This is a genomic window from Micromonospora sp. NBC_00860, assembly GCF_045207375.1.
In the GTDB taxonomy this organism is placed as follows: domain Bacteria; phylum Actinomycetota; class Actinomycetes; order Mycobacteriales; family Micromonosporaceae; genus Micromonospora; species Micromonospora vinacea.
On sequence record NZ_CP108825.1, the window covers coordinates 6,054,899 to 6,077,713 of the forward strand.

Below are 22,815 nucleotides of genomic sequence, written 5' to 3' on the forward strand. Positions count from 1 at the left end.
GACCTGGCAGGTGGAAGGGGCCGGCGCACGCGCCGGCCCCTTCGTCGCGTCCTCAGCTCGGCAACGGCGTCAACCGGGTGCGCGGGCCGGCCCGCAGCACACCGGACGGCAGCTTCTTGCCGAGCAACTCCTCCGCCAACTCCGCCACCTCGATGAGCGCCGCCAGGTCGATGCCGGTGTCGATGCCCATGTCGTGCAGCATGTGCACGGCCTCCTCGGTGGCCAGGTTGCCGCTCGCCCCCGGCGCGTACGGGCAGCCACCCAGACCGCCGACGCTGGCGTCGAACTCGGTCACCCCCAGCTCCAGCGCGGTCAACAGGTTGGCCAGCGCCGTACCCCGGGTGTTGTGGAAGTGCAGCAGGACCGGCACGTGCGCGTTGCGGTCGCGTACCGCTGTCAACAGCTCACGGACCCGGCGTGGGGTGCCCATGCCCGTGGTGTCGCCGAACGCGACCCGGTCCGCGCCGTCGCGGACGACCCGGTCCACGATCCCGGCCACCCGCTGCGGGTCGATGTCCCCCTCGTACGGGCAGCCGAAGCTGGTCGCCACGATCACCTCGACCCGCGCCGACGCACCGTGCAGCAGGTCGATCAGCTCGGCGATGTCGTCAAGCGACTCGTCGGTGGACCGGTTGACGTTGCACCGGTTGTGCGTGTCGCTGGCCGAGACCACCACCTCGATCTCGGTGAATCCGGCGGCGAGGGCCCGCTGGGCGCCCCGGGTGTTCGGCACCAGCGCGGAGTACCGCACCCCGTCGGCCTTCACCGCCCGCTGCCACACCTCGTCGGCGTCGGCCATCTGCGGAATCGCCCTGGGATGCACGAACGACACGGCCTCGATGCGGCGTACGCCGGTGCCGGAGAGGGCGTCGAGCAGCCGCACCTTGGCGTCGGTCGGGATCGGGTCCTCGTTCTGCAACCCGTCCCGCGGCCCAACCTCACGAATGGAGACGGAATCTGGCAGTTGACTCATCGGTCACCTCGCTGTGACGTCGGATCGGGACAGCATGTCGGCCGCTTTGCTCTGCTGCCTTATGTGCGACGGTAACTGTCCGTCACCGAATTACCGCTGGCGCGTATAGGTAAGCAGAGCAAAGGGCGCGCGAACCAGTCTTGCCTCCCCGCCGGCACGACTGTCGACGGCCTGGCCGGTCAGCGCATGCGGGAGACGATTCCCGTGTCGTAGGCACCGGAGAGGAACTCGTCGTTGGTCAGCAGCTCGGCGAAGAAGGGGACGTTGTTCTTCGGGCCCTCGATCTGGAAGGCCGCGACGGCTGCCTTCGCGCGATCGAGCGCCTCGTCGCGGGTCGCGCCGCTGACGATCAGCTTGGCCAGCAGGCTGTCGTAGAACGGAGTGACCGTGTTGCCGTCGGTGTAGCCGGAGTCCACCCGGACACCCTCGCCCGTCGGCTCGACCCACGTCCTGATCACACCGGGACCGGGCAGGAAGCGCTTCGGGTCCTCCGCGTTGATCCGCATCTCGATGGCGTGGCCACGCGGAGTCAACGCGTCCGGGTCGAACGTCGGCGCCAACCCGGAGGCCACCCGCAACTGCTCCTCGACCAGGTCGACGCCGTAGACGTACTCGGTCACCGGATGCTCCACCTGCAACCGCGTGTTCATCTCCAAGAAGAAGAACTCGTTCGTCTCAGGTTCGAGCAGGCACTCCACGGTGCCCGCGTTGCGGTAGCCGACCGCCTCGCCGGCCCGCACCGCCGCGGCCAGGAGCCGGGACCGCAGCTCCGGCGAGACCGCCGGCGACGGGGACTCCTCGACCAGCTTCTGGTTGCGCCGCTGCACCGAGCACTCCCGCTCGCCGAGAGCCACCACCCGGCCATCGGCCAGGCCGAGGATCTGCACCTCGACGTGCCGTACCCGGGGAAAGTACCGCTCGATCAACACCGAACCGTCGCCGAACATCCGCTCGGCGAACGCGCGCACCTTGTCGTACTCGGTGCGCAGCGCGGCCTCGTCGGCGGCCACCCCCATGCCCATGCCGCCACCGCCAGCGGCGGCCTTGACCATCACCGGGTAGCCGATCTCGGCGGCGGCCGTCACCGCCGCGTCCAGGTCGGCGGCCGGGTCGGTGGTGCCGGGCGCGACCGGAACACCGGCCGCCGCCATCAGGTTCCGGGCGTTGATCTTGTCGCCCATCGCGGTGATCGCGTCCGCGCCCGGTCCGACCCAGATCAGGCCGCTCGCCTCGACGGTACGGGCGAACTCGGCGTTCTCCGACAGAAAGCCGTACCCGGGGTGGATGGCCTGCGCACCGGTCTTCTTCGCGGCGGCGAGGATCGCCTCGGTGTTGCGGTAGCTCAGCGCCGGGTTCGGCGGGCCGATGAGGACCGCCTCGTCCGCCTCCGCGACGAACGGCAGGTCGGCGTCGGCCTCCGAGTGCACAGCGATCGCGCGGATGCCGAGCCGCTTGGCGGTCCGGATGATCCGGCGGGCGATCTCGCCCCGATTGGCGACCAGCAGTGACTCGATCATGTTTCCTCCCGGCGTCCGGATGGTGGGACGATGTCAGGGAATCATGACCGACACGGTTCTGACGAGTCGGCTCAGGCGAGCAGCGCGGCCAGGGTCGCGCCGCGCAGCAACTCGGCCCGGCGTCGCCGGTCCACCTCACCACCGAGGAACGGCGTCGAGTTCATCAGACCGAACGCGGCGTGCGCCAGCACCCGCGCCTCACCGTCGGGCATCCCCGGGTGCAGCGCGGTGAGCACCGTCACCCATTCCTCGACGTAGAGCCGTTGCAGGCGACGGATCCGCCGCCGCGGCTCCTCGGGCAGGCGGTCCAGCTCGTGCAGGTGCAACGCGATCACCGCCGGGTTGGCCAGCGCGAACTCGACGTGGAAGTCGATCAGCGACTCCAGCACCCCACGCGGGTCGTCCGAGCGCCCGGCGGCGCGTTCCCGCCCGCCGGCCAGCAACCCCTCACTGACCGGGATCAGCGCGGCGGCCAGCATGGCCTCCTTGCCGGCGAAGTGGTGGTAGAGCGCCGGACCGGTGACCCCGGCGGCGGCGCCGATGTCGTCCATCGACACGCCGTGGTAGCCACGCGCCGCGAACAGACCTACCGCGATCTCCAGGATCTCGTCCTTGCGGGACCTGCGCCGGCCCGCACCCGCCGCACCCCGTGCCTGCTGCTCCACCGTCACCGGGCAAGCCTAGACCGCGAGGAGCCCGCGATGGTTGCCGGTCAGATCCGCCCACCCCGGGCCGGGCCGCCCCTGACCTGGCCAGGGGCGGCCAGCGAGGGTCAGTCGTCCTGGTCCAGGTCGTGCTCGGCACGTAACGCGGCAGCCTCCGCGGGCCGATCGAGCAGATCCAGCGCCCGAGCCAGCAGCCAGGCAGTCTGGCGGACCTGCCGCGATCCGGCCGGCAGCCCACCGACCACGCGGCGCAGCAGCGGTTCCGCCTCGGCCGGCCGGTCCAGGCGCAGCAGCAACTCACCGATGAGGGCCTCCACCTGGGCGGCCTCGCCGAACGCCTCGATCGACCGCAACCGGTCCGGCACCCCGGTGAGCCGGCCCAGCGCCTCGTCCAGCCGTTCCTCCCCGGTGAGAACCCGCGCTCCGGCCTCGGCCGCCATCGCCAGCTCGTACGTCACCTGCGGCTCGGCCTGCCCGGCCAGCTTCGCCGCCAACCCGTCCACCACCTCGACGGCACGCAACGCCGCGTCCCGGTCGTCGGCCCAGAACCAGGCGTACGCCTCCCGTCGGCGGGCGCGCAGCTCGTCCACCGGCAGGTCACCGAGCCGGTACGCCTCGGCGGCGGCGGCGAACCGCTCACCCGCCGCCGCGTCCCGGTCGGCGTCGTAGAGGATCCCGCCGGCCTCCTCCAGCACCTGCGCCCGGTGCGGAAGGTTGTCCGGCCCATCCAGGTTGCTGGCCAGCTGCTGCAACAGGGCCAACGCCGCGTCGGTCTCACCAAGCCCGGCGTAGACGCCGGCCAGCAGGTGCCGGCAGCGGTCGGCCTCCGCCTGGGCGCCCAACCGATCCAGACCGAGCACGGCCTCCTCGGCGACCTCGGCGGCCTCGGCGAGCCGGCCCACGATCCGGTACGCGTTCGCCAGCTCCCACCGCAGGAACGCGTCCCCCTCGGCGCCCCGCTCCACGCACAGCGTCACCGCCTCGACGAAGTCGTCCACCGCGTCGACGGCCCGGCCGGCCGACAACAACGCGCGGGCGCGAGCGACCCGGACCGGCAACTCCGCCTCCACCGGTGCCGCCTCCAACGCCTCGTCGCAGGCGGCCACCGCGTCCGCCGGATCGTCGACCAGCCGCGCGTAGGCCAGGCACGCGCCAGTGACCAGCTCGTCGACGCCCAACTCCCGACCGATCCGGCGTGCCTCGTCGACGGCGGCGCGGGCCTCCTCGACGCGGTCGGACTCCTCCAGCAGGTGCCCCCGGTGCAGCGCGATCCGGGCCGCCAGGTGCCGGTCGCCGCCCGCGTCGGCCGGCGCCCGGTCGAGCGCGGCGAGCGCGTCCGCCCACCGCTCGCGGTACAGCAGCGTCAACGCCACCCGCTCGTGTCCGGCCGCCCGCTGCCGGGCGTCGCCGAGCCGGTCCAGGACCTCGGCCGCCTCTCGGGCCAGCCGTAGCCCTTCCTCGCTGTCCTCGTCGGAGCGGGTCAACAGCACACCGAGCCGCCCGGCGACCGTCTGGGCGGGCACCTCCGCGCCCGCCTCCCGGTACAACTCCAGCGCAGCCCGGTTCAGCGTGATCGCACCCTCGATGTCGTTCTCCTCGCCACGTTCCGACGCCCGCAGCGCCAGCCGGTGCGCGGCAGTGCGGGCGGGCAGCTCGGCGGAGCCGAACCGGTCGTCGAAGGCGACCAGCGCCGCCCGGAAGGTGGCCCGGTCGTGCCGGCCCCAACCCTGCTCCGCGAGGTCCAGCAGATCGTCCGGGCCGGCGTCGGCGGGCACGGTCACGGCGGGTCGTTCACCCTTACCGGCTCGCACGCGACCGGTGGACGACGCCTGTGTGCCCGGCCCGGCGACCGGTTCGCCCCCGACCAGGCGGGCCGGGCGGCGGCGGACGCTCGCCGACAACGGCACATGGTCCCCGCTCGCCTGCACGGCGAGCCGACGGGCAATCCACTCCGACTGGTGGCTGGTGCCGTTACGGGCGTCGAAGCGGGCGGCCAGGCCGGTGGCGGTCTCGGCCAGCTCGTCCGCCAACGACGCCGCCGACACCTCAGCGGCCGGCCGGCCCTCGGCGGCCCGGCGGTACACGCTCGACGCGCCGGCCTGACGCAGCGCCGCGGCAGCCGCCGCCGCGAAGTGCATGGCGGCGGCCGGCGACGGCGGCCGGTCCAGCCAGTCCAGGTGCCGTTCGACCAGCTCCACCGCCCGCGCCTCGTTGCCGGTCAACGTGCAGAACTCGACGTGGTCGCCGATGTCCCACAGGTTGGCGAGGTTGCCGCGCAGCCGGCGGTACGCCTCCCGGTGCGCGTCCCGCGCCTCCTCAACCCGCCCGGTCCGCAGGTACGGCAGGAGCAGCGCGGTGAGGATCGACTGCGGCTGCTCGTTGCAGTTGAGCCGGCCGGCGAGCACCGGCTCGGCCAGCTCCACCGCCTCCACGTCCCGCCCGGTGTCGGCGAGGTGTCCCACCTGGCTCGTGGGGTCACAACCGGCGCAGTCGGACAGGGCGTCGCGCGGGGTGGTCTGCCAGAGCCGGTACCAGTGCGCTGCGGCCTCGGCGTCGCCCACGTGGTCGGCGACCCGGAACCGGTGCTTGTGCACGGCCTGCAGGCTGTGCCCGCCAGCCCGGTAGCGGCGTTCCATGTCGTCCAGCACGGCGTACGTGCGGTCGAGCGGCACCTCCGGGAAGTTCAGCAGGCCGTTGATCATGTACTTGAAGTGCCAGAGCAGGTTGTGCAGGTGACGCTGGTGGTACGGCTGCGGGTCACTGTCGAACTCGGACAGACACCAGGAGAAGGTCACGAAGGACTTCGCCGGCTCACCGCCGTAGATGTAGCCGGTGGTGGCCTGCATCCGGGTGACGAACGCGAGGTGCCTGTCGTCGGCGGCGTCCACCCGGCGCAGCAGCTGCTCCAGCGCGGCGATCTGCCCCGCCCCGTACGGCATGTCGGAGATGCCGCGCAGCACCCGCCACAGATCCTCTTCGCTCATGCTCACTCCCGTCCCGGAACAGCCCGGCCGAGCAGGCCGAGGAAGGAATCGTTCAGCAGCGCCGCGTCGGCAGCGCGGATCGGATGGTGGCCGAGCAGCAGCGCCTGCCCGTACAGCGCCTCGACGGCGAGCCCCACCAACTCCGGGTCGCCCAGCATGGTTACCCGGCGGACCAGCGGGTTGCGGTGGTTGAGCACCAGCTGCGGGCGGTCCGGCGGGGCGGTGGCGGCGAGCGCGTCGAGCACACCGCCCCACAGCTCGTCAGCCCGGTCCCGGCTGGCCGCGAGCTGGTCGTTGAACGCCGCCGAGCGGCTGACCAGGTAGAGCGCGGGCAGCGAGACAGGGTCGTACGCCCGGATGACCACCTCGCAGCCGGACCGCTCGACCGCCCGCTGTGCGGCCGCGAGGAACTGTCGCAGCGCCAACTCCACCTGCGGGTCGAGCGCGTCGAAGCGGGTGGTGAGGTCGCTAGGCTCCAGCCGCTCGATCAGCACCGAGCGGTCCACCACCGGCAGCCGCTCGATCAACTCGGTGTCGTACGTGTATCCGGCGTTGACCACCGCCAGGTCCTGCGCGGCGGCCACCGCGGCGAGCTGACGGAACTCGTCGAGGCTCGCCGCGTAGCGGACCACGCCGTAGCGCTCCCGGAACTCGGCGAGGGTGAGCGTGCCGACGTTGGTGTCCATCGGCCACCACCTGTCGACCAGCCGGAGCATCTCGTCGTCGTGCAACGCCAGGGCCTTCACGCCGAGGTGGTGCACCTGGAGGAACTCGGCCAGCCGGTGCGGGTCGTGCCGGGCCAGCCGGACCAGCCAGCCGCGCACCTGGTCGCCGAGCGCCTCCCGGGTCGCCGTCAGCAGGGTGTCCTCGTAGAGGGCCTCCCGGCTGGCGGTCGGGCGCAGCTCGGTCGCGTCCACCACGCAGTGCGCGAAGAACGCCCACTCCGGCAGCAGCCCGTCGGCGTTCTCGGTGAGCAGCATCCGCTTGAGGTAGACGCGGTGCCCCGCCCGGGCCGCCGGGTTCACCGGGGTCGGCAGGATGACGGCGACACCGGTCAGCCCGGCCTCCGGCACGGCCAGCGGCAGGACGTCGAACGGGTCCACGCCGAGCGTCTCCCGGGCGTACCGGATCAACGCCGCGCGGTCCACCGGCGCACCCGGCGTGGTCGGCCAGGGCGGCTCCCCGGTGGTGGTGACGACGTCGCCGACGCGGACGGTGACCGGCAGCAGCGCGCCGAAGAGGCGGGCCAGGTCGGTGACGGTCGGGGTGGTGAACCACTGGTCCGCGTCACGGCGCGGCACCAGGGTGACAGTGGTGCCCGGTTCGGCGCGGGCCTCCTCCGGCGGGGCCACAGTCACGGCGTAACGGCCGTCGGCGTACCCGGTCCAGCGAACCGTGGGGTCGTCGCCGTGCCGGGTGAGCACCTGGATCTCGTCGGCCACCAGGAAGCAGGAGAGCAGGCCGATGCCGAACTGGCCGAGGAACTCGTGCCGGGAGAAGCCCAGCTCGTCGCGCTTCGAGCTGCGGCCGATGGTGGCCAACAGCTCGTGCACCTGCGCCTCGGTCAGGCCGATGCCGGTGTCGTGCACCCGTAGCGTGCCGTCGCCGGTGCTGTCCGGGGGTTCGATGCGTACCAGCGCCGGCGCGTCCGGCTCGACCCGGCGTCGGGCGGTGATCGCGTCCACCGCGTTCTGGAGCAGTTCGCGGACGTAGACCCGCGGGCTGCCGTAGAGGTGATGACTGAGCAGGTCGACCACGCCACGTAGGTCGACCTGGAAAGTGTGGTCCACGCCTGATGTCTCCCCGGTCCCGATGCCGGCGCTCACCGTACCCATGATCACCGACAGGCGCGGTCCCCTTTTCGCCCGGCGGCTTGACCCTCGACCGGGTCGAACCGGCACGGTCGCCGGCATGACTTCCTCCGCTCTGGGCCGGGACTTCCGGCTCCTGTGGTCCGCGGCCGTCTCGTCCCGGTTCGGGGACGCGCTGCGTACCCCGGCACTGGCCCTGTTGGCCGCGGCCGTGACCCGCGACCCGCGGATCATCGCGGCGGTCACGGTGGCCGGGCAGGTGCCGCCGCTGCTGTTCGGCCTGCTCGGCGGCGTGTACGCGGACCGGTGGGACCGCCGTCGGACGATGGCGGTGGTCGACGGGGTACGCGCGGCAGTGGTGGCGGCGCTGGCCGTTGTGGTCGCGCTCGACCGGGTCAATGTCCTGGTGTTGCTGGCGGCGGCGTTCCTGCTCGCCACCCTTGGCACTCTCTTCGACTCCGCCTCGTTCGCGCTGCTCCCCGCGCTGGTGCCGCCGGACGCGTTGCCCCGGGCGAACGGTCGGCTCCAGGCGGGGTCGGCGGTGGCGGGTGGCTTCCTCGGAGCGCCCGCCGCAGGTGTCCTGTTCGCCGTCGCCCCGGCCCTCCCGTTCGCCCTCGACGCCCTCACCTTCGCGGCAGCCGCCCTGCTGGTGCTGGCCCTCGGTCCGCCTCCCGCCATCACCACAGGGATGGAACGGCGGCGCGGCTCGGTGTGGAGCGAGATCGTCGAGGGGCTGCGCTGGCTGCGGGCGCACCGGACCCTGTGGCGGGTCACAGTGCTCACCGCCGCGAGCAACCTGGCGATCAGCGGAATCATGGCGGTGCTGGTGCTCTACGCGCTGGACGTGCTGCGGGTGCCGCCGGCCGGGTACGGGCTGTTCGCCGCCGCGGCCATCGTCGGGGGCGTGGTGGGGGCGCTCGGGGCGGGTCGGCTCGCCGCCTGGCTCGGTACGGTGCCGGCGCTGCGTGCGGTGCTGGCCGTGGAGACCGTGGCGCTGACCGGCTTCGCGCTGGCTCGGCATCCGGTGTCGGGCGGGATCGCGCTGGCCGTCTTCGCCGCCGGCACCGTGGTGTGGAACAGCCTGTGGGCGTCGTACGGGCAGCGGCAGGTGCCGGGCGAACTGCTGGGTCGGGTCGGTGCGGCCCAGCGGATGGTCGGTCTGCTCACCGCACCGCTCGGGGCGGCGCTCGCCGGGTTGGCCGCCGCGGCGTACGGCACGGTGCCGGTGACGGGCGCGGCGGCGGGGACGTTCGCGCTGGTCACCTTCGCCGCGTGGCGGACACTGCGGCCGGTCGCCCCCGCCGTGTTGAGCGGCGTGGCCTAACCCGGCGTCGGCTCCCGGTGCGACAGCCCGGACAGGCGCAGCGCGATGCGTCGACGGGCCGGTGGGACGGCGCCGAGCAGCCGGAGCAGCACGTCCCGGGCGGGCCGGCGGGCCGGGGCGACGCTGGCCAACCTGGTCAGCCCGGCGGCGAAGCTCAGCACGTCCTCGGCCATCGGCCGCTGCCGGGCGGTGTAGTCGTCGAGCAGCGTCTCCGGGCCACCGTCGAGCACGTCCGCCACTGCGGTGCCGAGCGCGACGGCGTCGCAGATGCCAAGGTTCATGCCCTGCCCGCCGGCGGGGCTGTGCACGTGCCCGGCGTCGCCGGCCAGCAGCACCGGCCCGGCTCGGAAGGTGTCGGCGATCCGGTGGTGCACCCGGAACCGGGAGCCCCAGAGCACCTCGGTCACCCGGTCGGGTCGTCGCGCCGGGCCGCGTTCGTCGAGCAGCGCTTGGAGGTAGGCGGCGTCCGGTTCGGCGGGGGCGGTCGCCACGGCGGCGACCAACCGGACCACCCCGCCGGGGAGGGGCGCCCAGACCAGCGGCCCGGAGCGGGCGAGGAAGAGCGCCGCCTCGTCGCGGGGCAGCACGCTGCGCACCCGCACGTCGGCGAGCACGAAGGACTCCTCGTCGCTGCTGCCGGTGAAGCCGATGCCGGCCAGCTGCCGGACAGTGCTGTGCAGACCGTCGGCACCGACCACGAATCGGGCGCGCAGCGCCTCGTCGTCCACCTGCGCGAGCATGCCGTCACCGGCGCGGCTCAGCCCGGTGAGCTGGCGTGACCGTCGTATCTGGACACCGAGTTCGGCCAACTTCTCGGTGAGCACGGCCTCGGTGACCGCCTGGGAGACCAGCAGCGCGTAGGGGAAGCGGGACGGCAGCTCGTGGAACGGCACCGACAGCAGCACCCTGTCCCGGTCGCGCACTGTGAAGCGCGGCGTCCGCACCGCCTGGGCGATCAGCGGCGCCGCGGCGCCGATCCGGTCCAGCACCTCCAGTGTGTACGCGTGCACGACGGCGGCGCGGGAGGTCGTCGGCGGCGCGGCCAACCGGTCCAGCACTGTCACCTCGACTCCGCGCCGGGCCAGTGTCAACGCGGTGGCGAGACCGGTGGGGCCGGCGCCCACCACCAGGACGTCGGTGTTCGTGGGCAGCATGGCCACCTCCAACAGACCGTTGCCAACACCTGTTGGCAAACACTTGTTGGCAACGCTAAGGCCCTGTTGATTGCGTGTCAACGGGTGTTGGCATACGGTCGTTGGCATGACCCCGTCCGACCAGTCGACCCAGCCCCGCCGCTCCGACGCCACCCGGGCGGCGATCCTGCGAGCGGCCCGGGAACGGTTCGCGGCGGACGGCTACGAGCGCGCCACGATCCGGGCCATCGCCGCCGACGCCCAGATCGACCCGTCGATGGTCATGCGCTACTACGGCAGCAAGGAGGGGCTCTTCGCGGCGGCGGCAGAGTTCGACCTACGCCTGCCCGACCTGACCTCGGTGCCGCCCGCCCACCTCGGTGAGGCGCTGGTCCGGCACTTCCTCGCCCGTTGGGAGGGCGACGAGACGCTGGTGGCGCTGCTGCGCGCCGCCAGCACCAACCCCGGCGCGGCCGAACGCATGCGAGGCATCTTCGCCGACCAGCTCACCGCCGCCGTGGCCACGTTCAACGGCGACCCGGCGCTGACCGCTCAACGAGCCGGCCTGGTGGCCAGTCAGATCCTCGGCCTCGCCTTCACCCGGTACATCGTCCGCCTGCCGCCCATGGTGGACACCACCCCGGACGAGCTGGTCTCCTGGATCGCGCCGACCCTTCAGCGCTATCTGACCGGAACGCCACCGAGCTGACCCAACCTTTTCCCCCCTCCCGTGCGTCTGCCAGATGACGCGTACACCGCGACGGCCGGGAGGGGGACGGATGGCGCCGACGAGAGACGACGGACGCGACGGCTACCTCGCCTTCGTGGAGAACCACCAGCACCGGCTGCTCCGCGCGGCCTACCTGATCTGCGGCAACCGGCACCAGGCCGAGGACCTCCTGCAGGACGCGCTGCTGAAGCTGGCGCTGCGCTGGTCCTCGGTCCGCGACGGCGACCCCTCCGCGTACGTGCGGGCCATCCTCTACCGGGACTCGGTGTCGTGGTGGCGTCGTCGACGGCGGGAATGGCTCAGCGCCGCTCCGCCGGACCAGGTGGCCCACGACCGGGACGGCGCGCTACGACTGACGATGCATGACGCGCTGGGCCTCCTGCCACCACGGCAGCGGGCCGTGCTGGTGTTGCGCTACTACGAGGACCTGACCGAGGTCGCCACCGCCGAGGCGCTCGGGGTGACCGTCGGCACCGTGAAGAGCCAGTGCCACGCGGCGCTGCGCCGACTCCGCGAGGTCGCTCCGGACCTCGCCCGCGATGCCCGACCGAGCCAGGGCTCGGCCGATCTGGCCAGCGGTCTGGAGGTGAACCCGTGAACGAGCAGGATCTGCGTCGACTGCTGACCATCAGCGCCGAGGACGTGCTGCCCAGCCAGCCCGCCACCGCCGGATGGGAGCGGGCTCGACGTACCCGGCGAACCCGGCGGTCCGTCGGATGGGTCGCCCTGGCGGTGGTGCTGGTCGGTGGTGGCACGGTGGCGGCACTGCGACCTCCCGCCGATCCAGCGCCGGTCCCTCCGGTCGGCCCCACGGTGACCCCGACCGTCGACCCCACCCACGCGGGTCCGGTGCAGAAACCGCCCGCCGAGCTGACCTTCCCGCCCGATCCGTTGGCCAAGCTCGGCGATCCGGCGACAGTGCCGCTCTCCGAGCGACCCGTCCAGCGGGCGCTGGCGCTGTTCCAGCCCTTGGACGAGGAGTATCACGCGAACGGCCCGGTCCGGGTGCTCGGCAACGACGGAGTGGTACGCAGCCTCGACGTGGTGACGCTGGCACCGACCCGGGACGCGAGCGGCAACGAGGCGCCCGCCGTGAAGCCGGGAGTGCTGTCGCCGGACGGCCGGTCGGCGGCGTTCGCGCAGACCAAAGAGCTGATCATGGTCGACCTCACCACGGCGGCCGTCCGCCGGATACCGCTCGACGGCTACCTGGAGCTGGTGGTGTGGGCGCACGACCGGGTGCTGGTCGGGGGCGACGACCGGACGTACGCGGTGGACCGGGTCACCGGGGCGGCCAGCACGATCGACGTGTCGACCTGGGAGCTGATCGCACCCGACCCGGCCGCCGGCCGCGAGGCCCCGTTGATCGACGTGTACGGCGAACGGACCAGCCTGAAGTTGCGCAGCCGGACCGCCCGGGAGGGCGAACTCCGCTCCGAACAGCCAATAAACGCCTCGGGGATGCCCTCGCCCTACCAGGTCAACGAGTTCTACGGCCGAGGCTGGCTGCACGGCGAACGGCTGGCCCGGGCGGCCTGGATCACCAACAGCGAGATCGACGGGGCCGAGGGGGCGGCAGTGCTGGACGCGCGGACCGGCGCCGTGCTCCACCTGCTCGACCTGGGCCGGGACCGCAGCAAGGGCTGCTGCGAGGTGCTGGGCTGGGACAACAAGGGCGCGGTGCTGCTCCGACTGGAACCGGCTGCCCTGGCCCGCTGGCACCCGGAGACCGGCGAGATCACCGGCATCGTCCGCGAGCTGCGCGGCGTGTTCTCGCTCGCTAGCTGACGAGGATCGGGTCGACTCGGGTTCCTTGATATCGCGGTGTCCCAGCTAGAGGGACGGCCCGACATCAGGGAACCCGAGTCGATCACACGAGGATCTGGTCAGGCGGCCAGGCCGCCGGGTTGGTCACCCTTGACGACTGGTGCCCGGACCAGGTTGCCCCATTCGGTCCACGAGCCGTCGTAGTTGCGCACCTGCGGGTAGCCCAGCAGGTGCCGCAGCACGAACCAGGTGTGGCTGGACCGCTCCCCGATCCGGCAGTACGCGATCACGTCGTCGTCGGGGCTCAGCCCGAGCTGGTCGGCGTAGATCGCCTTCAGCTCGTCGGCGGACTTGAACGTGCCGTCCTCGTTGGCGGCGGACTTCCACGGCTTGCTGACCGCGCCCGGGATGTGCCCACCTCGCAGCGCACCCTCCTGCGGGTAGTCCGGCATGTGCAGCGTCTCGCCGGTGTACTCGCTCGGCGACCGGACGTCGACAAGTGGCCGGCCGGAGGCGACGTGCGCCATGACCTGCTCACGGAAGGCCCGCAGCGGCGCGTCGTCACGGAGCGGCACCGGATAGTCGGCGCGCGGACGAGCCGGCTTGTCGCGGGTCACCTCGCGCCCCTCGGCGATCCACTTCTGCCGGCCACCGTCGAGCAGTCGCACGTCGGCGTGGCCGAACAGCGAAAAGACCCAGAGGGCGTACGCGGCCCACCAGTTGAAGTTGTCGCCGTAGAAGACGACAGTGTCACCCCGGCCGATGCCCTTCGCGGCACACAGCTCGGCGAAGCTCGTGGCGTCCAGGTAGTCCCGGGTGACCTGATCGTTCAGCTCCAGGTGCCAGTCGACCTTGACGGCACCGGGAATGTGACCGGATTCGTAGAGCAGCACGTCCTCGTCGGACTCGACGACGACGAGACCCTCGTCGCCCAGATGCTCGGCCAGCCACTCGGTGGTGACCAGCCGCTGCGGGTCCGCGTACGACTGGAGGCGGGGATCGGGATCGTTCGGCACAGACATGATCCCCAAGGTACGCCGGATCGCCCCCCACGACCGCTGTAACGGGGCCGGCCCACCACCCGCACGGGATGGTGGGCCGGCCGGCCGGTCGGCGGTCTACTGGTCGCCGGCCTGCGCCGGGTTGCTCGGCGGCAGGTTGCCGACGAAGAAGATGAAGGACGTCGAAGTCGACTGGGTGCCGTTCCGGTCGATGCTTGAGACGGTGAGCATGGTCAGCCCGGCCTTCGTCGGCGTCCAGGTCACCGACGCGGTGCCGTCGGCCGCCGCGGTCACGGTGCTGGTCACCGTGTTGAAGCGATAGCTGTAACTGACCACGTCAGGCAGGCGTGGGGTGAAGGTGAAGACTCCGGGAACGCCCGGCCCCCCACTGGTGGCGCCCTGCCGATAGACAGTCGCGGTTATCTTCGGGGCGGTCGACAGCGCGAAGGTGCTCGTCGTGGTGGCGGTCACGCCGTCGGCGGTCACGCTGGTCACGGAGAGCGTCCGGTTGCCACCCCGGGTGGCGGTGACGGTCAGCGTGGCGGTGCCGTCGGCTGCGGCCTCCACCGTCTGCTCGGGGTCGCCGTCCAGCTGGAACCGGTAGCGGACCACCCCTGGCATCTGCGGCTGCACAGTGAACGTGGTCGGCACGCCGATCTCGGTGAGTCTGCCGGTGACGATCGGTGCGACGTCGCTGGCCCGGAATTCGTACCGCGCCTCGGGCGACCTGTTTCCGGCCGCGTCAAGGCTCTGCACCACGACGGTGCCGGGTCCCGCATCCGGGTGGAGCGTGACAGTGGCCGAGCCACCGGGCCGGTCGGCCGACACCGTGTGGACGCCGTCGCTGCCGAGCAGCTCGTACCGGAAGCCGACCGCGTCCGGGGTCGCCGCAGCGTCGAAGGTGAACTGACCGGGCAGCGCCGGGTGCCAGCCCTCGACGGGGAAGTCTGTGGAGGTGACGACCGGGGCGACCTCCGGGCCCTGGAAGTCGGTCCGGAGATGGCAGAGGCCACTCCACTCGCCGGTCGCCTGGCTGTCCGTCGCCCGGACCTGCCACGCGTACACCCGGTCGTGGGTGAGCGTTTCCCGTTCGAAGAGGGCGCTCTCCCGATCGCCCTCACGGCCGTTGAACCCGAACCGCTCGATCCGGGCCGTCGGCTCGTCGACCGGCCAGAGCGCGAAGGTCGCGGTCAACAGGTCGGTGCCACCAGTCTCGTCGACGTCCGGGTCGTGCAGGACGGCGGAGAGCGCGAGGTCGTCGTTCTGCCACAACTGGTACGGCTCGGCCGTCGTGCACGGCTCGCCGGAGGTTTGCAACTCGGTCGGCACACCCGGCGGCTGGTTGTCGCCGACGGAGAGCGCGTCGTCAGCTGCGGCCGGCGCGGCAGTGAGCGTGAGCGCCCCGGCGGCGACCGCGACGGAAAGCCCCACGGCCAGCAGTGCCCGGACCGGTCCTGCGGATGTCGTCGTGCCAGGTATGAGGGTCATCCCTCATCCACCTTTCCCCGATGTCCCCGCGTTCCGATCAGCGGGGGCAGGGGATGCTATCGAGGGCGGCGGACATCGGGCGACCCCGATTCGACAGACAAGCTCCACAGTGGAGACGATTGGGCCTGTTCAGGCGCGGCGGTGGACGATCCGACCGACGACCACTGTCACCAGGCAGGTGCCGTCGACGCCGTGCACCGCGAGGTCGGCCCGCCCGTCCGGACGTAGCGTCGGCACCACGGCGGTGGGCAGCACCAGTAGGTCGCTGCGCTCGGCGGCGGCCCGCAGCGCCGGGTCGGCCAGGTGCTCCGCCAACACGGCGGTCACCCCGGTGCGCAGCAGCGCGTGCACCCGTTCGCGCGGGGTGGGCGCGGGCGGCAGCGGACCGTCGTGCAGCAGGCCCGGCCCCAGCGTGCCGGGCCAGCGACGAACCCGGACACCGGCGTACCCCGAAGTCAGCTCGGTCAGCGGGCCGACGGCTTCGATCCGGTCGCCACTGACCAGCACGGACTGTTCCGGCGCCGGCTCGCCGTCCCGCTCGCGGCGCAGCAGGGGCGCGGTGTGCAGGGTGAGCACGCTCAGTCGACGAGCGGGCCGAGTTGCGGACGCTTCGCCGTCACCGTGTCGCCGGACGACCGACCGGTCAACCGCCGCTTCACCCAGGGAGCGAGGTACTGACCGGCCCACCGCAGGTCGGCGGCGCGGGCGGCCAGCCACGGCGACGGTGCCGGGTGCGGCGGGACCAACAGCCACTCCTCGTCGCAACCAACCCCGAGGGCGTTCAACACCTGCCCGGCGACCCGCCGGTGACCGGCCGGGGAGAGGTGCAGCCGGTCGGTGCTCCAGAGCATGGGGTTGAGGAACGTGTCGTCGGCGTACAGGTCGACCATGATGGCGCCGTGCCGCTCGGCGGTCTCGCCGACCGCCTGGTTGAGCAACTGCACCCGGGGGGCGACGAGGCGTTGGCCGGGCAGTCGGGCCATCACGTCCGCGAACCGGAAGAGGAGCACGTCCGCGCCGCCGGAGCGCAGTTGCCGGACCACCTCGTCGAAGCGGGCGACCAGCGTGTCCGGGTCGAAGGTGCGCCGCAGCACGTCGTTGCCACCGGCCGCGAAGCTGATCAGATCCGGCTTCATCGCCACCGCGGAGGGCACCTGCTCGGCGACCACGCTGGGGAAGAGCCGGCCGCGGATGGCCAGGTTGGCGTAGCGGAAGTCGGGCCCCGCGTCGGCGGCGAGCCGGGTCGCCACCAGGTCCGCCCAACCCCGGAAGGTGCCGTCCGGGTACGCGTCGTCCATACCCTCGGTGAAGCTGTCCCCGACCGCGACAAAACTGCGCCAGCGCACCCGCGCCTCCCTCACGCCACTCGTTGCCTGCGGCGACCAGTCTGTCACCGCAGGCGCTGCGGACGGTGCCCCGATCCGGCGACGTGGCGGAGGTCATTGGCGGGCCGGATCGTCCGGTGCAATCGCGGGGTTGGGCCCCCGCCCGGTCGACCCTGCAACGGCGCCGATGGTTGCCGGCGTCGGGTCCGGTTCGGATCGAAATGAATCGCTCATCCTGCCGGACCGGCCGTAGGCTGCGCGGATGCTGCTACGCATGTCGACCCTGTTGCTGCGGACCCTGCGCGAGGATCCGGCGGACGCGGAGGTGCCGAGCCATCGGCTGCTGCTGCGGGCCGGCTACATCCGTCGTGCCGCACCGGGCGGCTACACCTGGCTGCCGCTGGGCAAGCTGGTGCTGGATCGGATCACCGAGGTGGTGCGGGGCGAGCTGATCGCGATCGGCGACCAGGAGGTGCACTTCCCGGCGCTGCTGCCCGCCGAGCCGTACCGGACCAGCGGCCGGTGGACGGAGTACGGCGACGACATCTTCACCCTCGCCGACCGGCGCGGCGCCGAGCACCTGTTGGCGCCCACCCACGAGGAGATGGCGGCGCTGCTGGTCAAGGATCTGTTCACCTCGTACCGGGACTTCCCGGTGACCCTTTTCCAGGTGCAGACGAAGTTCCGCGACGAGGCGCGTCCGCGTGCCGGGCTGCTGCGCGGCCGGGAGTTCCTGATGAAGGACGCGTACTCCTTCGACCTGGACGAGGCGGGGCTGCGGGACGCGTACGCGCGGCATCGCGCCGCGTACCAGCGGATCTTCGACCGGTTGGGTTTGGACTACTCGGTGGTGAGGGCGATGTCCGGCGCGATGGGCGGTTCCGCGTCGGAGGAGTTCCTGGCGGCGACGCCGGTCGGCGAGGACACCTTCGTCGGCTGCACCTCCTGCGCCTACGCGGCAAACACCGAGGCGGTGGCCACCCGGGTGCCGAGCGCCGGTGACCCGAGCAGGCAGCCCGCCGCCGAGGTGCACGACACTCCGGAGACCCCGACGATCGCGAGCCTGGTGGAGTTGGCCAACGCGCGCCGGTTGGGCGGTCGGGACGGCTGGACCGCCGCCGACACCCTGAAGAACGTCGTGCTGTCCGTCCGCCAGCCGGGCGCCGAGCGGGCCGAGCCCCTGGTGATCGGGCTGCCCGGTGACCGGGAGGTCGACCTGAAGCGGGTCGGTGCCGCGCTGCACCCCGCGCAGGTGACCGTCTTCGAGGAGTGGGCAGACCATCCGGAGTTGGTTCGCGGCTACATCGGGCCGCAACTGCTCGACAAGCTCGGCATCCGTTATCTGGTCGATCCTCGGGTGGTGACCGGGTCGGCCTGGCTGACCGGGGCGAACGAGCCGGGCCGACACGCGACCGACGTGGTGTGCGGACGGGACTTCACCCCCGACGGCACCATCGAGGCTGCCGACGTGCGTGTCGGTGACCCCTGCCCGGAGTGCGAGGCGGGCGAGCTGACCATCCGGCGGGGCATCGAGATCGGGCACATCTTCCAGCTCGGTCGCCGCTTCACCGACGCCTTCGCTGTCGACGTGCTCGGGCCGGCCGGCAAGCCGGTCCGGCCGACAATGGGCTGCTACGGCATCGGAGTCTCCCGGGCGGTGGCGGCCGTCGCCGAGCAGCACCACGACGACCGGGGCCTGGTCTGGCCGGCGGCGATCGCGCCGTGTGACGTACACCTGGTGGTTGCGGGCAAGGGTCCGCAGCTCGACGCGGCGCTGGAGCTCGGCGGGCGTCTCGCCGCCGCCGGCCTGCGGGTGCTTGTCGACGACCGCACGCACGTCTCGGCCGGGGTCAAGTTCACCGACGCCGAGCTGATCGGCATCCCCCGGGCCGTCGTGGTCGGCCGCCGGCTCGCCGAGGGGTACGTCGAGCTGCGCGAGCGGGCCGGCGACGGGCGCACCGAGCTGCGGGTGAACGGTCTGGTGGAGCGACTCGTCCACGAGGTACGCCAGGAACGTGCGAGCCTGGTGTAGCGGCGGCGTCACGGGGTAGTGCAGTTGGATCGGGTGGAAACGTCTTCGGAGGCTCTCATGACCGGTTACCGGGTCAGTGACGTGATGACCAAGCAGGTCGTGTACCTGCCGGCCGAGACCACCCTGGACGAGGCGGCCAGGGTGATGAAGGAGGCCGACATCGGTGACGTGGTGGTCACCGACGGCGCCAGCCTCGCCGGCATGCTCACCGACCGGGACATCGTGGTGCGGGCCGTGGCGGAGAACAGCTCCCCGGCGGCGACCACCATCGGCTCGATCGTCACCCGCGAGGTCGTCATGATCGAACAGCACTGCACGGCGAGTGAGGCGGCGGCGCTCATGCGGGACCGGGGCATCCGACGGGTGCTGGTCTGTGACAGTGACCGCAAGCTGGTGGGGATCGTCTCCCTCGGCGACCTGGCCATGCAGCTCGACCCCACCAGCGCGCTCAGCGAGATCAGCGAGCAGTCGCCCACCGTCTGACCGGGGTCCCCGGGCGGCGGCGGTAGCCTCGACGCATGGCTGACATGCCGGCCCGACTGGCCGAGATCGTCGACGAGTTCGCCGCCGCGCCGCGCGACCTGGTGCTGGAGCTGCTCCTGGAGTACTCGGACGTGCTCCCGGCGCTGCCGGCGGGCACCGCGGAGCGCGAGGGCATGGAGCAGGTGCCCGAGTGTCAGACAGCGTTCTTCCTACGCGCCCGGGTGACCCCGGAAGGCACAGTGGAGACGCTCTTCGACTGCCCGCCGGAGGCGCCCACCACCCGGGCGTTCGCCGGGATCCTCGCCGAAGGGCTGGCGGGCGCGAGCGCCGAGCAGGTGCTGGCCGTGCCGGACGACCTCTACCAGCGCATGGGGCTGGCGCAGGCGATCAGCCCCCTGCGGATCCGCGGCGGCACGGCGATCCTGGGCCGTCTCAAGCGGCAGATCCGGGAACAACTCGGCTGAGCACGAGGTTGCCACCGATCATGGAGATCGAGATCTACGCGGACGTCATCTGCCCGTGGTGCTACATCGGCAAGCGCCGCCTGGATGAGGCCCTCGCCAGCTACGAGGGCGAGGTGACGGTCCGCTACCGACCGTTCCAGCTCGACCCGTCGCCGGTGCCGCAGCCGCTTCCGCTGGTGCAGGCGCTGGCCGGCAAGTTCGGCGGCCCGGAGCGCGCCCGGCAGATGGTCGACCACGTGATCCAGGTCGCAGCGGCGGACGGCCTGCGGCTCGACTACGACCGCGCGGTGATCGCCAACACCTTCGAGGCGCACCGGCTGGTCGCCTGGGCGACCGAGCAGGGCAGGGCGGCCGACATGGTGGAGGCGCTCTACCAGGCGCACTTCAACCACGGGGTCGACGTCGGGTCGCGGGAGGCGCTGGCCACCCTGGCCGGTGAGATCGGCCTGGACGCGGCCGACGCGCGCCGGTTCCTCGACTCCGACGAGCGCGTAGCCGACGTCGCCGCCGACCTGGCCGCTGCCCGGGACCTGGGCATCACCAGCGTGCCGACCTTCGTGCTGGCTGGGAAGTACGCGGTCTCCGGCGCCCAGGAGGTGCAGACGTTGCTCGCCGCGCTCGCCGAGGTCGAGCAGCGCGAATCCGCAGCACACTCACACTGAGTCACCGACCGCCGGGCGTCCGGCATCGATGATCACGATGTTTCACGTGCAACAACATCGATACCGATGCCTGGTCAGGCCGGCCTGGCCAGCCCTTCGACCACCTGCGCTCCCGGCAGCGCGCCCAACGCCGGCCCCGGCAACGCGATCTTGCTGTGCCGTACGCCGGACCCGACGATCACGTGCGGTGTGGCGACGACCCGCGCGTCCACCAGGATGGGCCACTGGGCCGGCAGCCCGATCGGGGTGATGCCGCCGTACTCCATGCCGGTCAACTCCACAGCGTCGGTCATCGACGCGAAGCTCGCCTTGCGGACGTCCAACGCCCGGCGGGCCACCCCGTTCACGTCGGCCCGGGTGGTGGCCAGGACGATGCAGGCCGCGTAGCGGACCACGCCCTCGCGCTTGCCCGCCACCACGACACAGTTGGCCGACACGTCCAGCCCCACCTCGTACGCTGCGCAGAACGCCGCGGTGTCGGCGAGGTCAGCGTCGATCGGCGCGACCAGCACGTCGTTGACGTCCACCGGCGCTTCCGCCGGCCACTGCGCGATGGCCTCCGCGACCGGCGGGGCGAGTAGATCCAGGCGGGCGCGGGCCGGTTCGGTCTTCAGCGTTCCCATCACGGGTGCGATCCTCGCATCCGCCACGCTGAACCGCCCGGCGGCTCCCCGGGCCCCCGGCGACGCCACCGGCCCGGGCCGGATCGATCCGGTGCTCAACTGCCGGCGAGGAAGGCGTTGTCGCGCATGAAGGAGCGGTCGCGGGCAGCCGCCAACTCCTCTTCGCGCTGGGCCTTGGCCCGTTGCAGCTCCAGATCCTCGAAGGCGTGCCGGACACCCAGCCGGATCACGCCGTAGAGGAAGACGAAGCCGAAGACGTAGAGGATCACCGTGGTGACGACAGCGAACATGACGTCACGGTAAGACGAACGTGAAGCGTTGTTGCTCTCATTTCCGGCCGGTTCCCCCGTACGTGTCGGCCAGGTGGTCGGCAAAGGTGCGCACGCCCCGGGGCAGCGCCTCGGTGGTCAGACCACCGGCCCGCAGCTCGCGACCGAGTCGGCCGGGAATCCGCACCGGCAGCAACGGTCGGCGCGAGCCCCGGGCCGACCGCCACGCCCGGGCGGCCTCGTCGAAGCGGAGCACCTGCGGCCCACCCAGCTCCTCGATGCCGCCCAACGGGCCGGCGACCAGTCGGGCCGCCAGCCGCGCCGCCACCTCGCCCGGGTCGACCGGTTGGGCGAGCACAGCCCGGTCCCCGATCACCGGGCCCAGCCGCGCGCTGGCCGTCAGCAGGTCGTCCAGGAACTGGGGAAACTGGGTGGCCCGCAGCACCGACCACGGCACCACACCGGCAGCGATCACCTGCTCGGCGGCGAGCTTGTGGCGGTAGTACGGGATCGGCACCCGATCAACCCCGACGATCGAGATGTAGACGATGTGCCGCACCCCGGCCGCGCCGGCGGCCACCACCAGTCGGCGGGTGCCCAACACGTCCACCTGGTAGGTCTGCCGACCCCGAGGCGCGGACGCCAGGTGCAGCACGGCGTCCACCCCGGTCACCGCCTCGGTCAACCCGTCTCCGGTGGTCAGGTCGCTCATCACCCACTCCACGTCCGAGCCGGCGGGCGGACGGCGGCTGGTCGCCCGGACGCCGATCCCGTCGTCGCGCAACCGGCCCAGCACCGCCCGGCCCAGACTGCCGGACGCCCCGGTGATCAGAACCTTCATCTCGTCCTCCCACTCGCTTGACCTGAGCTTGACGAAACGGCACGGCATCCCGTGACGGCGTGCGGCGGCTCACCCCGACCGGATCAGGTCCAAGACGGTCAGCAACGCGAAGAACGCGATCAGGAGCTCGTTGACGATCCAGGCGTGCCCCTCGGCCCATTCCCGCATCCGGGTCAGCACCCGCGCCGCCCTGTTCCCGAGTAGCAGCAACGCCAGCAGGGGCAGCGCGAGCAGGAGCACTGTGACCAACACGAACGGCACCAGGTGCCACCACGGCAGATCGTGTCGGGCCACACTCGCCCCGACGGTGGCCATGGTCAGGTCGTCGGTGGGCGTCGCCACGAAGAGCAGCGCACCCAGCCGCAGCGCCTGCGGCGCACCGGCGTGCTCGATGCTCCCCAGCCAGCGCGGCGGTCCGGAGCGGTCCCGGCGTACCCAGATCAGCACGGCCAGGATCACCAGCAGGGCCAGCACCACCAGGTCGATGGCGGGGCCGCGGTCGAGCTTCCCGGCGACGGCGCTGGCGTCGGCGGCCACTCCGCCAACCAGCCGGGTCAACAACCAGGCCACCGTCACCCCGGCGGCGACCACCAGCCCCGCACCGGCGAGGAAGCCCAGCGACGCCGCCCGGGGCCGATCCGACGAGGCCAGGAAGACCGCCACCACCAACTGCGTCCCGGCGACCATGACCACGGCGAGCGGCAGCACGGTCAGGAAGTTCAT

22 protein-coding genes are annotated in these 22,815 nt (G+C 72.3%); 8 read left to right on the plus strand and 14 right to left on the minus strand.

All coding sequences use genetic code 11. The features are described 5' to 3' along the window. Positions 1 to 52: 52 nt before the first annotated feature. From OH804_RS27925 to OH804_RS27945, 5 genes are all read right to left on the minus strand, one after another. Entirely contained in the window at positions 53 to 973 is a 921-nt protein-coding gene (locus OH804_RS27925; protein ID WP_406060523.1) for a hydroxymethylglutaryl-CoA lyase, read from the minus strand. A 179-nt stretch (positions 974 to 1,152) separates the two neighbouring features. Continuing rightward, positions 1,153 to 2,490, minus strand: coding sequence for an acetyl/propionyl/methylcrotonyl-CoA carboxylase subunit alpha (locus OH804_RS27930; RefSeq protein ID WP_406060524.1), 1,338 nt, complete (start codon positions 2,488 to 2,490; stop codon positions 1,153 to 1,155). Between the two features lie 71 nt (positions 2,491 to 2,561). Then, a complete protein-coding gene (locus OH804_RS27935) occupies positions 2,562 to 3,161 on the minus strand; it encodes a TetR/AcrR family transcriptional regulator (RefSeq protein WP_030331931.1) in 600 nt (199 codons plus the stop codon). Positions 3,162 to 3,262: 101 nt separating this feature from the next. Continuing rightward, positions 3,263 to 6,139 carry a hypothetical protein gene (locus OH804_RS27940; protein WP_406060527.1) on the minus strand — a complete coding sequence of 959 codons (2,877 nt, stop codon included), beginning with the start codon at positions 6,137 to 6,139 and terminating at the stop codon, positions 3,263 to 3,265. 2 nt (positions 6,140 to 6,141) lie between these two features. Next, positions 6,142 to 7,929: an HSP90 family protein gene (locus OH804_RS27945; RefSeq protein ID WP_196920398.1), complete on the minus strand. Its 1,788-nt coding sequence runs from the start codon at positions 7,927 to 7,929 to the stop codon at positions 6,142 to 6,144. Between the two features lie 121 nt (positions 7,930 to 8,050). On the opposite strand from OH804_RS27945, the gene OH804_RS27950 reads away from it, so the two are divergent. Beyond that, on the plus strand, positions 8,051 to 9,274 hold the full coding sequence (locus OH804_RS27950) for an MFS transporter (protein ID WP_406060529.1): 1,224 nt from the start codon (positions 8,051 to 8,053) through the stop codon (positions 9,272 to 9,274). On the opposite strand, the gene OH804_RS27955 is transcribed toward OH804_RS27950, so the two are convergent. Further along, positions 9,271 to 10,428: an FAD-dependent oxidoreductase gene (locus tag OH804_RS27955; protein WP_406060531.1), complete on the minus strand. Its 1,158-nt coding sequence runs from the start codon at positions 10,426 to 10,428 to the stop codon at positions 9,271 to 9,273. The two genes, OH804_RS27950 and OH804_RS27955, sit on opposite strands and share 4 nt — an antisense overlap. Before the next feature lie 106 nt (positions 10,429 to 10,534). Between OH804_RS27955 and OH804_RS27960 the strand changes: the two genes are divergently transcribed. The 3 genes from OH804_RS27960 (at position 10,535) to OH804_RS27970 (ending at position 12,925) form a co-directional block, all read left to right on the plus strand. Further along, the gene (locus tag OH804_RS27960; RefSeq protein ID WP_196920396.1) at positions 10,535 to 11,116 is read left to right on the plus strand and encodes a TetR/AcrR family transcriptional regulator; all 582 of its coding nucleotides are present in this window, start codon (positions 10,535 to 10,537) and stop codon (positions 11,114 to 11,116) included. 70 nt (positions 11,117 to 11,186) lie between these two features. Then, a complete protein-coding gene (locus tag OH804_RS27965) occupies positions 11,187 to 11,735 on the plus strand; it encodes a SigE family RNA polymerase sigma factor (protein ID WP_145791953.1) in 549 nt (182 codons plus the stop codon). Further along, the gene (locus OH804_RS27970; protein WP_196920395.1) at positions 11,732 to 12,925 is read left to right on the plus strand and encodes a hypothetical protein; all 1,194 of its coding nucleotides are present in this window, start codon (positions 11,732 to 11,734) and stop codon (positions 12,923 to 12,925) included. The genes OH804_RS27965 and OH804_RS27970 overlap by 4 nt, the downstream gene beginning before the upstream one ends. 98 nt (positions 12,926 to 13,023) lie before the next feature. Here OH804_RS27970 and OH804_RS27975 read toward each other — a convergent pair whose 3' ends face one another. The 4 genes from OH804_RS27975 to OH804_RS27990 all read right to left on the minus strand — a co-directional run bounded on the left by OH804_RS27975 (position 13,024) and on the right by OH804_RS27990 (position 16,739). Then, complete coding sequence (locus OH804_RS27975) at positions 13,024 to 13,926, minus strand: sulfurtransferase (protein ID WP_196920394.1); 903 nt, start codon at positions 13,924 to 13,926, stop codon at positions 13,024 to 13,026. A gap of 96 nt (positions 13,927 to 14,022) precedes the next feature. Then, positions 14,023 to 15,393 carry a hypothetical protein gene (locus OH804_RS27980; protein ID WP_406060534.1) on the minus strand — a complete coding sequence of 457 codons (1,371 nt, stop codon included), beginning with the start codon at positions 15,391 to 15,393 and terminating at the stop codon, positions 14,023 to 14,025. A 129-nt stretch (positions 15,394 to 15,522) separates the two neighbouring features. Further along, positions 15,523 to 15,969 carry a hypothetical protein gene (locus OH804_RS27985; RefSeq protein ID WP_406060536.1) on the minus strand — a complete coding sequence of 149 codons (447 nt, stop codon included), beginning with the start codon at positions 15,967 to 15,969 and terminating at the stop codon, positions 15,523 to 15,525. Between the two features lie 2 nt (positions 15,970 to 15,971). Next, positions 15,972 to 16,739, minus strand: coding sequence for an SGNH/GDSL hydrolase family protein (locus OH804_RS27990; RefSeq protein WP_406066693.1), 768 nt, complete (start codon positions 16,737 to 16,739; stop codon positions 15,972 to 15,974). A 241-nt stretch (positions 16,740 to 16,980) separates the two neighbouring features. On the opposite strand from OH804_RS27990, the gene OH804_RS27995 reads away from it, so the two are divergent. The 4 genes from OH804_RS27995 to OH804_RS28010 are packed head-to-tail and all read left to right on the plus strand — an operon-like array spanning position 16,981 to position 20,359. After that, positions 16,981 to 18,750 (plus strand): proline--tRNA ligase, encoded by a 1,770-nt coding sequence (locus OH804_RS27995; RefSeq protein ID WP_406060538.1) that lies wholly within the window; start codon positions 16,981 to 16,983, stop codon positions 18,748 to 18,750. Positions 18,751 to 18,807: 57 nt separating this feature from the next. Beyond that, positions 18,808 to 19,233, plus strand: a complete 426-nt coding sequence (locus OH804_RS28000) for a CBS domain-containing protein (protein WP_196920390.1) — start codon at positions 18,808 to 18,810, stop codon at positions 19,231 to 19,233. A gap of 35 nt (positions 19,234 to 19,268) precedes the next feature. Continuing rightward, positions 19,269 to 19,697 (plus strand): SufE family protein, encoded by a 429-nt coding sequence (locus OH804_RS28005; RefSeq protein WP_112678084.1) that lies wholly within the window; start codon positions 19,269 to 19,271, stop codon positions 19,695 to 19,697. Positions 19,698 to 19,717: 20 nt separating this feature from the next. After that, positions 19,718 to 20,359 carry a DsbA family protein gene (locus tag OH804_RS28010; RefSeq protein WP_196920389.1) on the plus strand — a complete coding sequence of 214 codons (642 nt, stop codon included), beginning with the start codon at positions 19,718 to 19,720 and terminating at the stop codon, positions 20,357 to 20,359. A 74-nt stretch (positions 20,360 to 20,433) separates the two neighbouring features. On the opposite strand, the gene OH804_RS28015 is transcribed toward OH804_RS28010, so the two are convergent. The 4 genes from OH804_RS28015 to OH804_RS28030 all read right to left on the minus strand — a co-directional run bounded on the left by OH804_RS28015 (position 20,434) and on the right by OH804_RS28030 (position 22,815). Continuing rightward, entirely contained in the window at positions 20,434 to 20,982 is a 549-nt protein-coding gene (locus tag OH804_RS28015) for a YbaK/EbsC family protein (protein ID WP_406060541.1), read from the minus strand. Between the two features lie 95 nt (positions 20,983 to 21,077). Next, positions 21,078 to 21,272 (minus strand): hypothetical protein, encoded by a 195-nt coding sequence (locus OH804_RS28020; protein ID WP_030331904.1) that lies wholly within the window; start codon positions 21,270 to 21,272, stop codon positions 21,078 to 21,080. A 37-nt stretch (positions 21,273 to 21,309) separates the two neighbouring features. Then, complete coding sequence (locus OH804_RS28025; RefSeq protein WP_406060543.1) at positions 21,310 to 22,092, minus strand: SDR family oxidoreductase; 783 nt, start codon at positions 22,090 to 22,092, stop codon at positions 21,310 to 21,312. A gap of 69 nt (positions 22,093 to 22,161) precedes the next feature. Next, entirely contained in the window at positions 22,162 to 22,815 is a 654-nt protein-coding gene (locus OH804_RS28030) for a GAP family protein (RefSeq protein WP_406060545.1), read from the minus strand.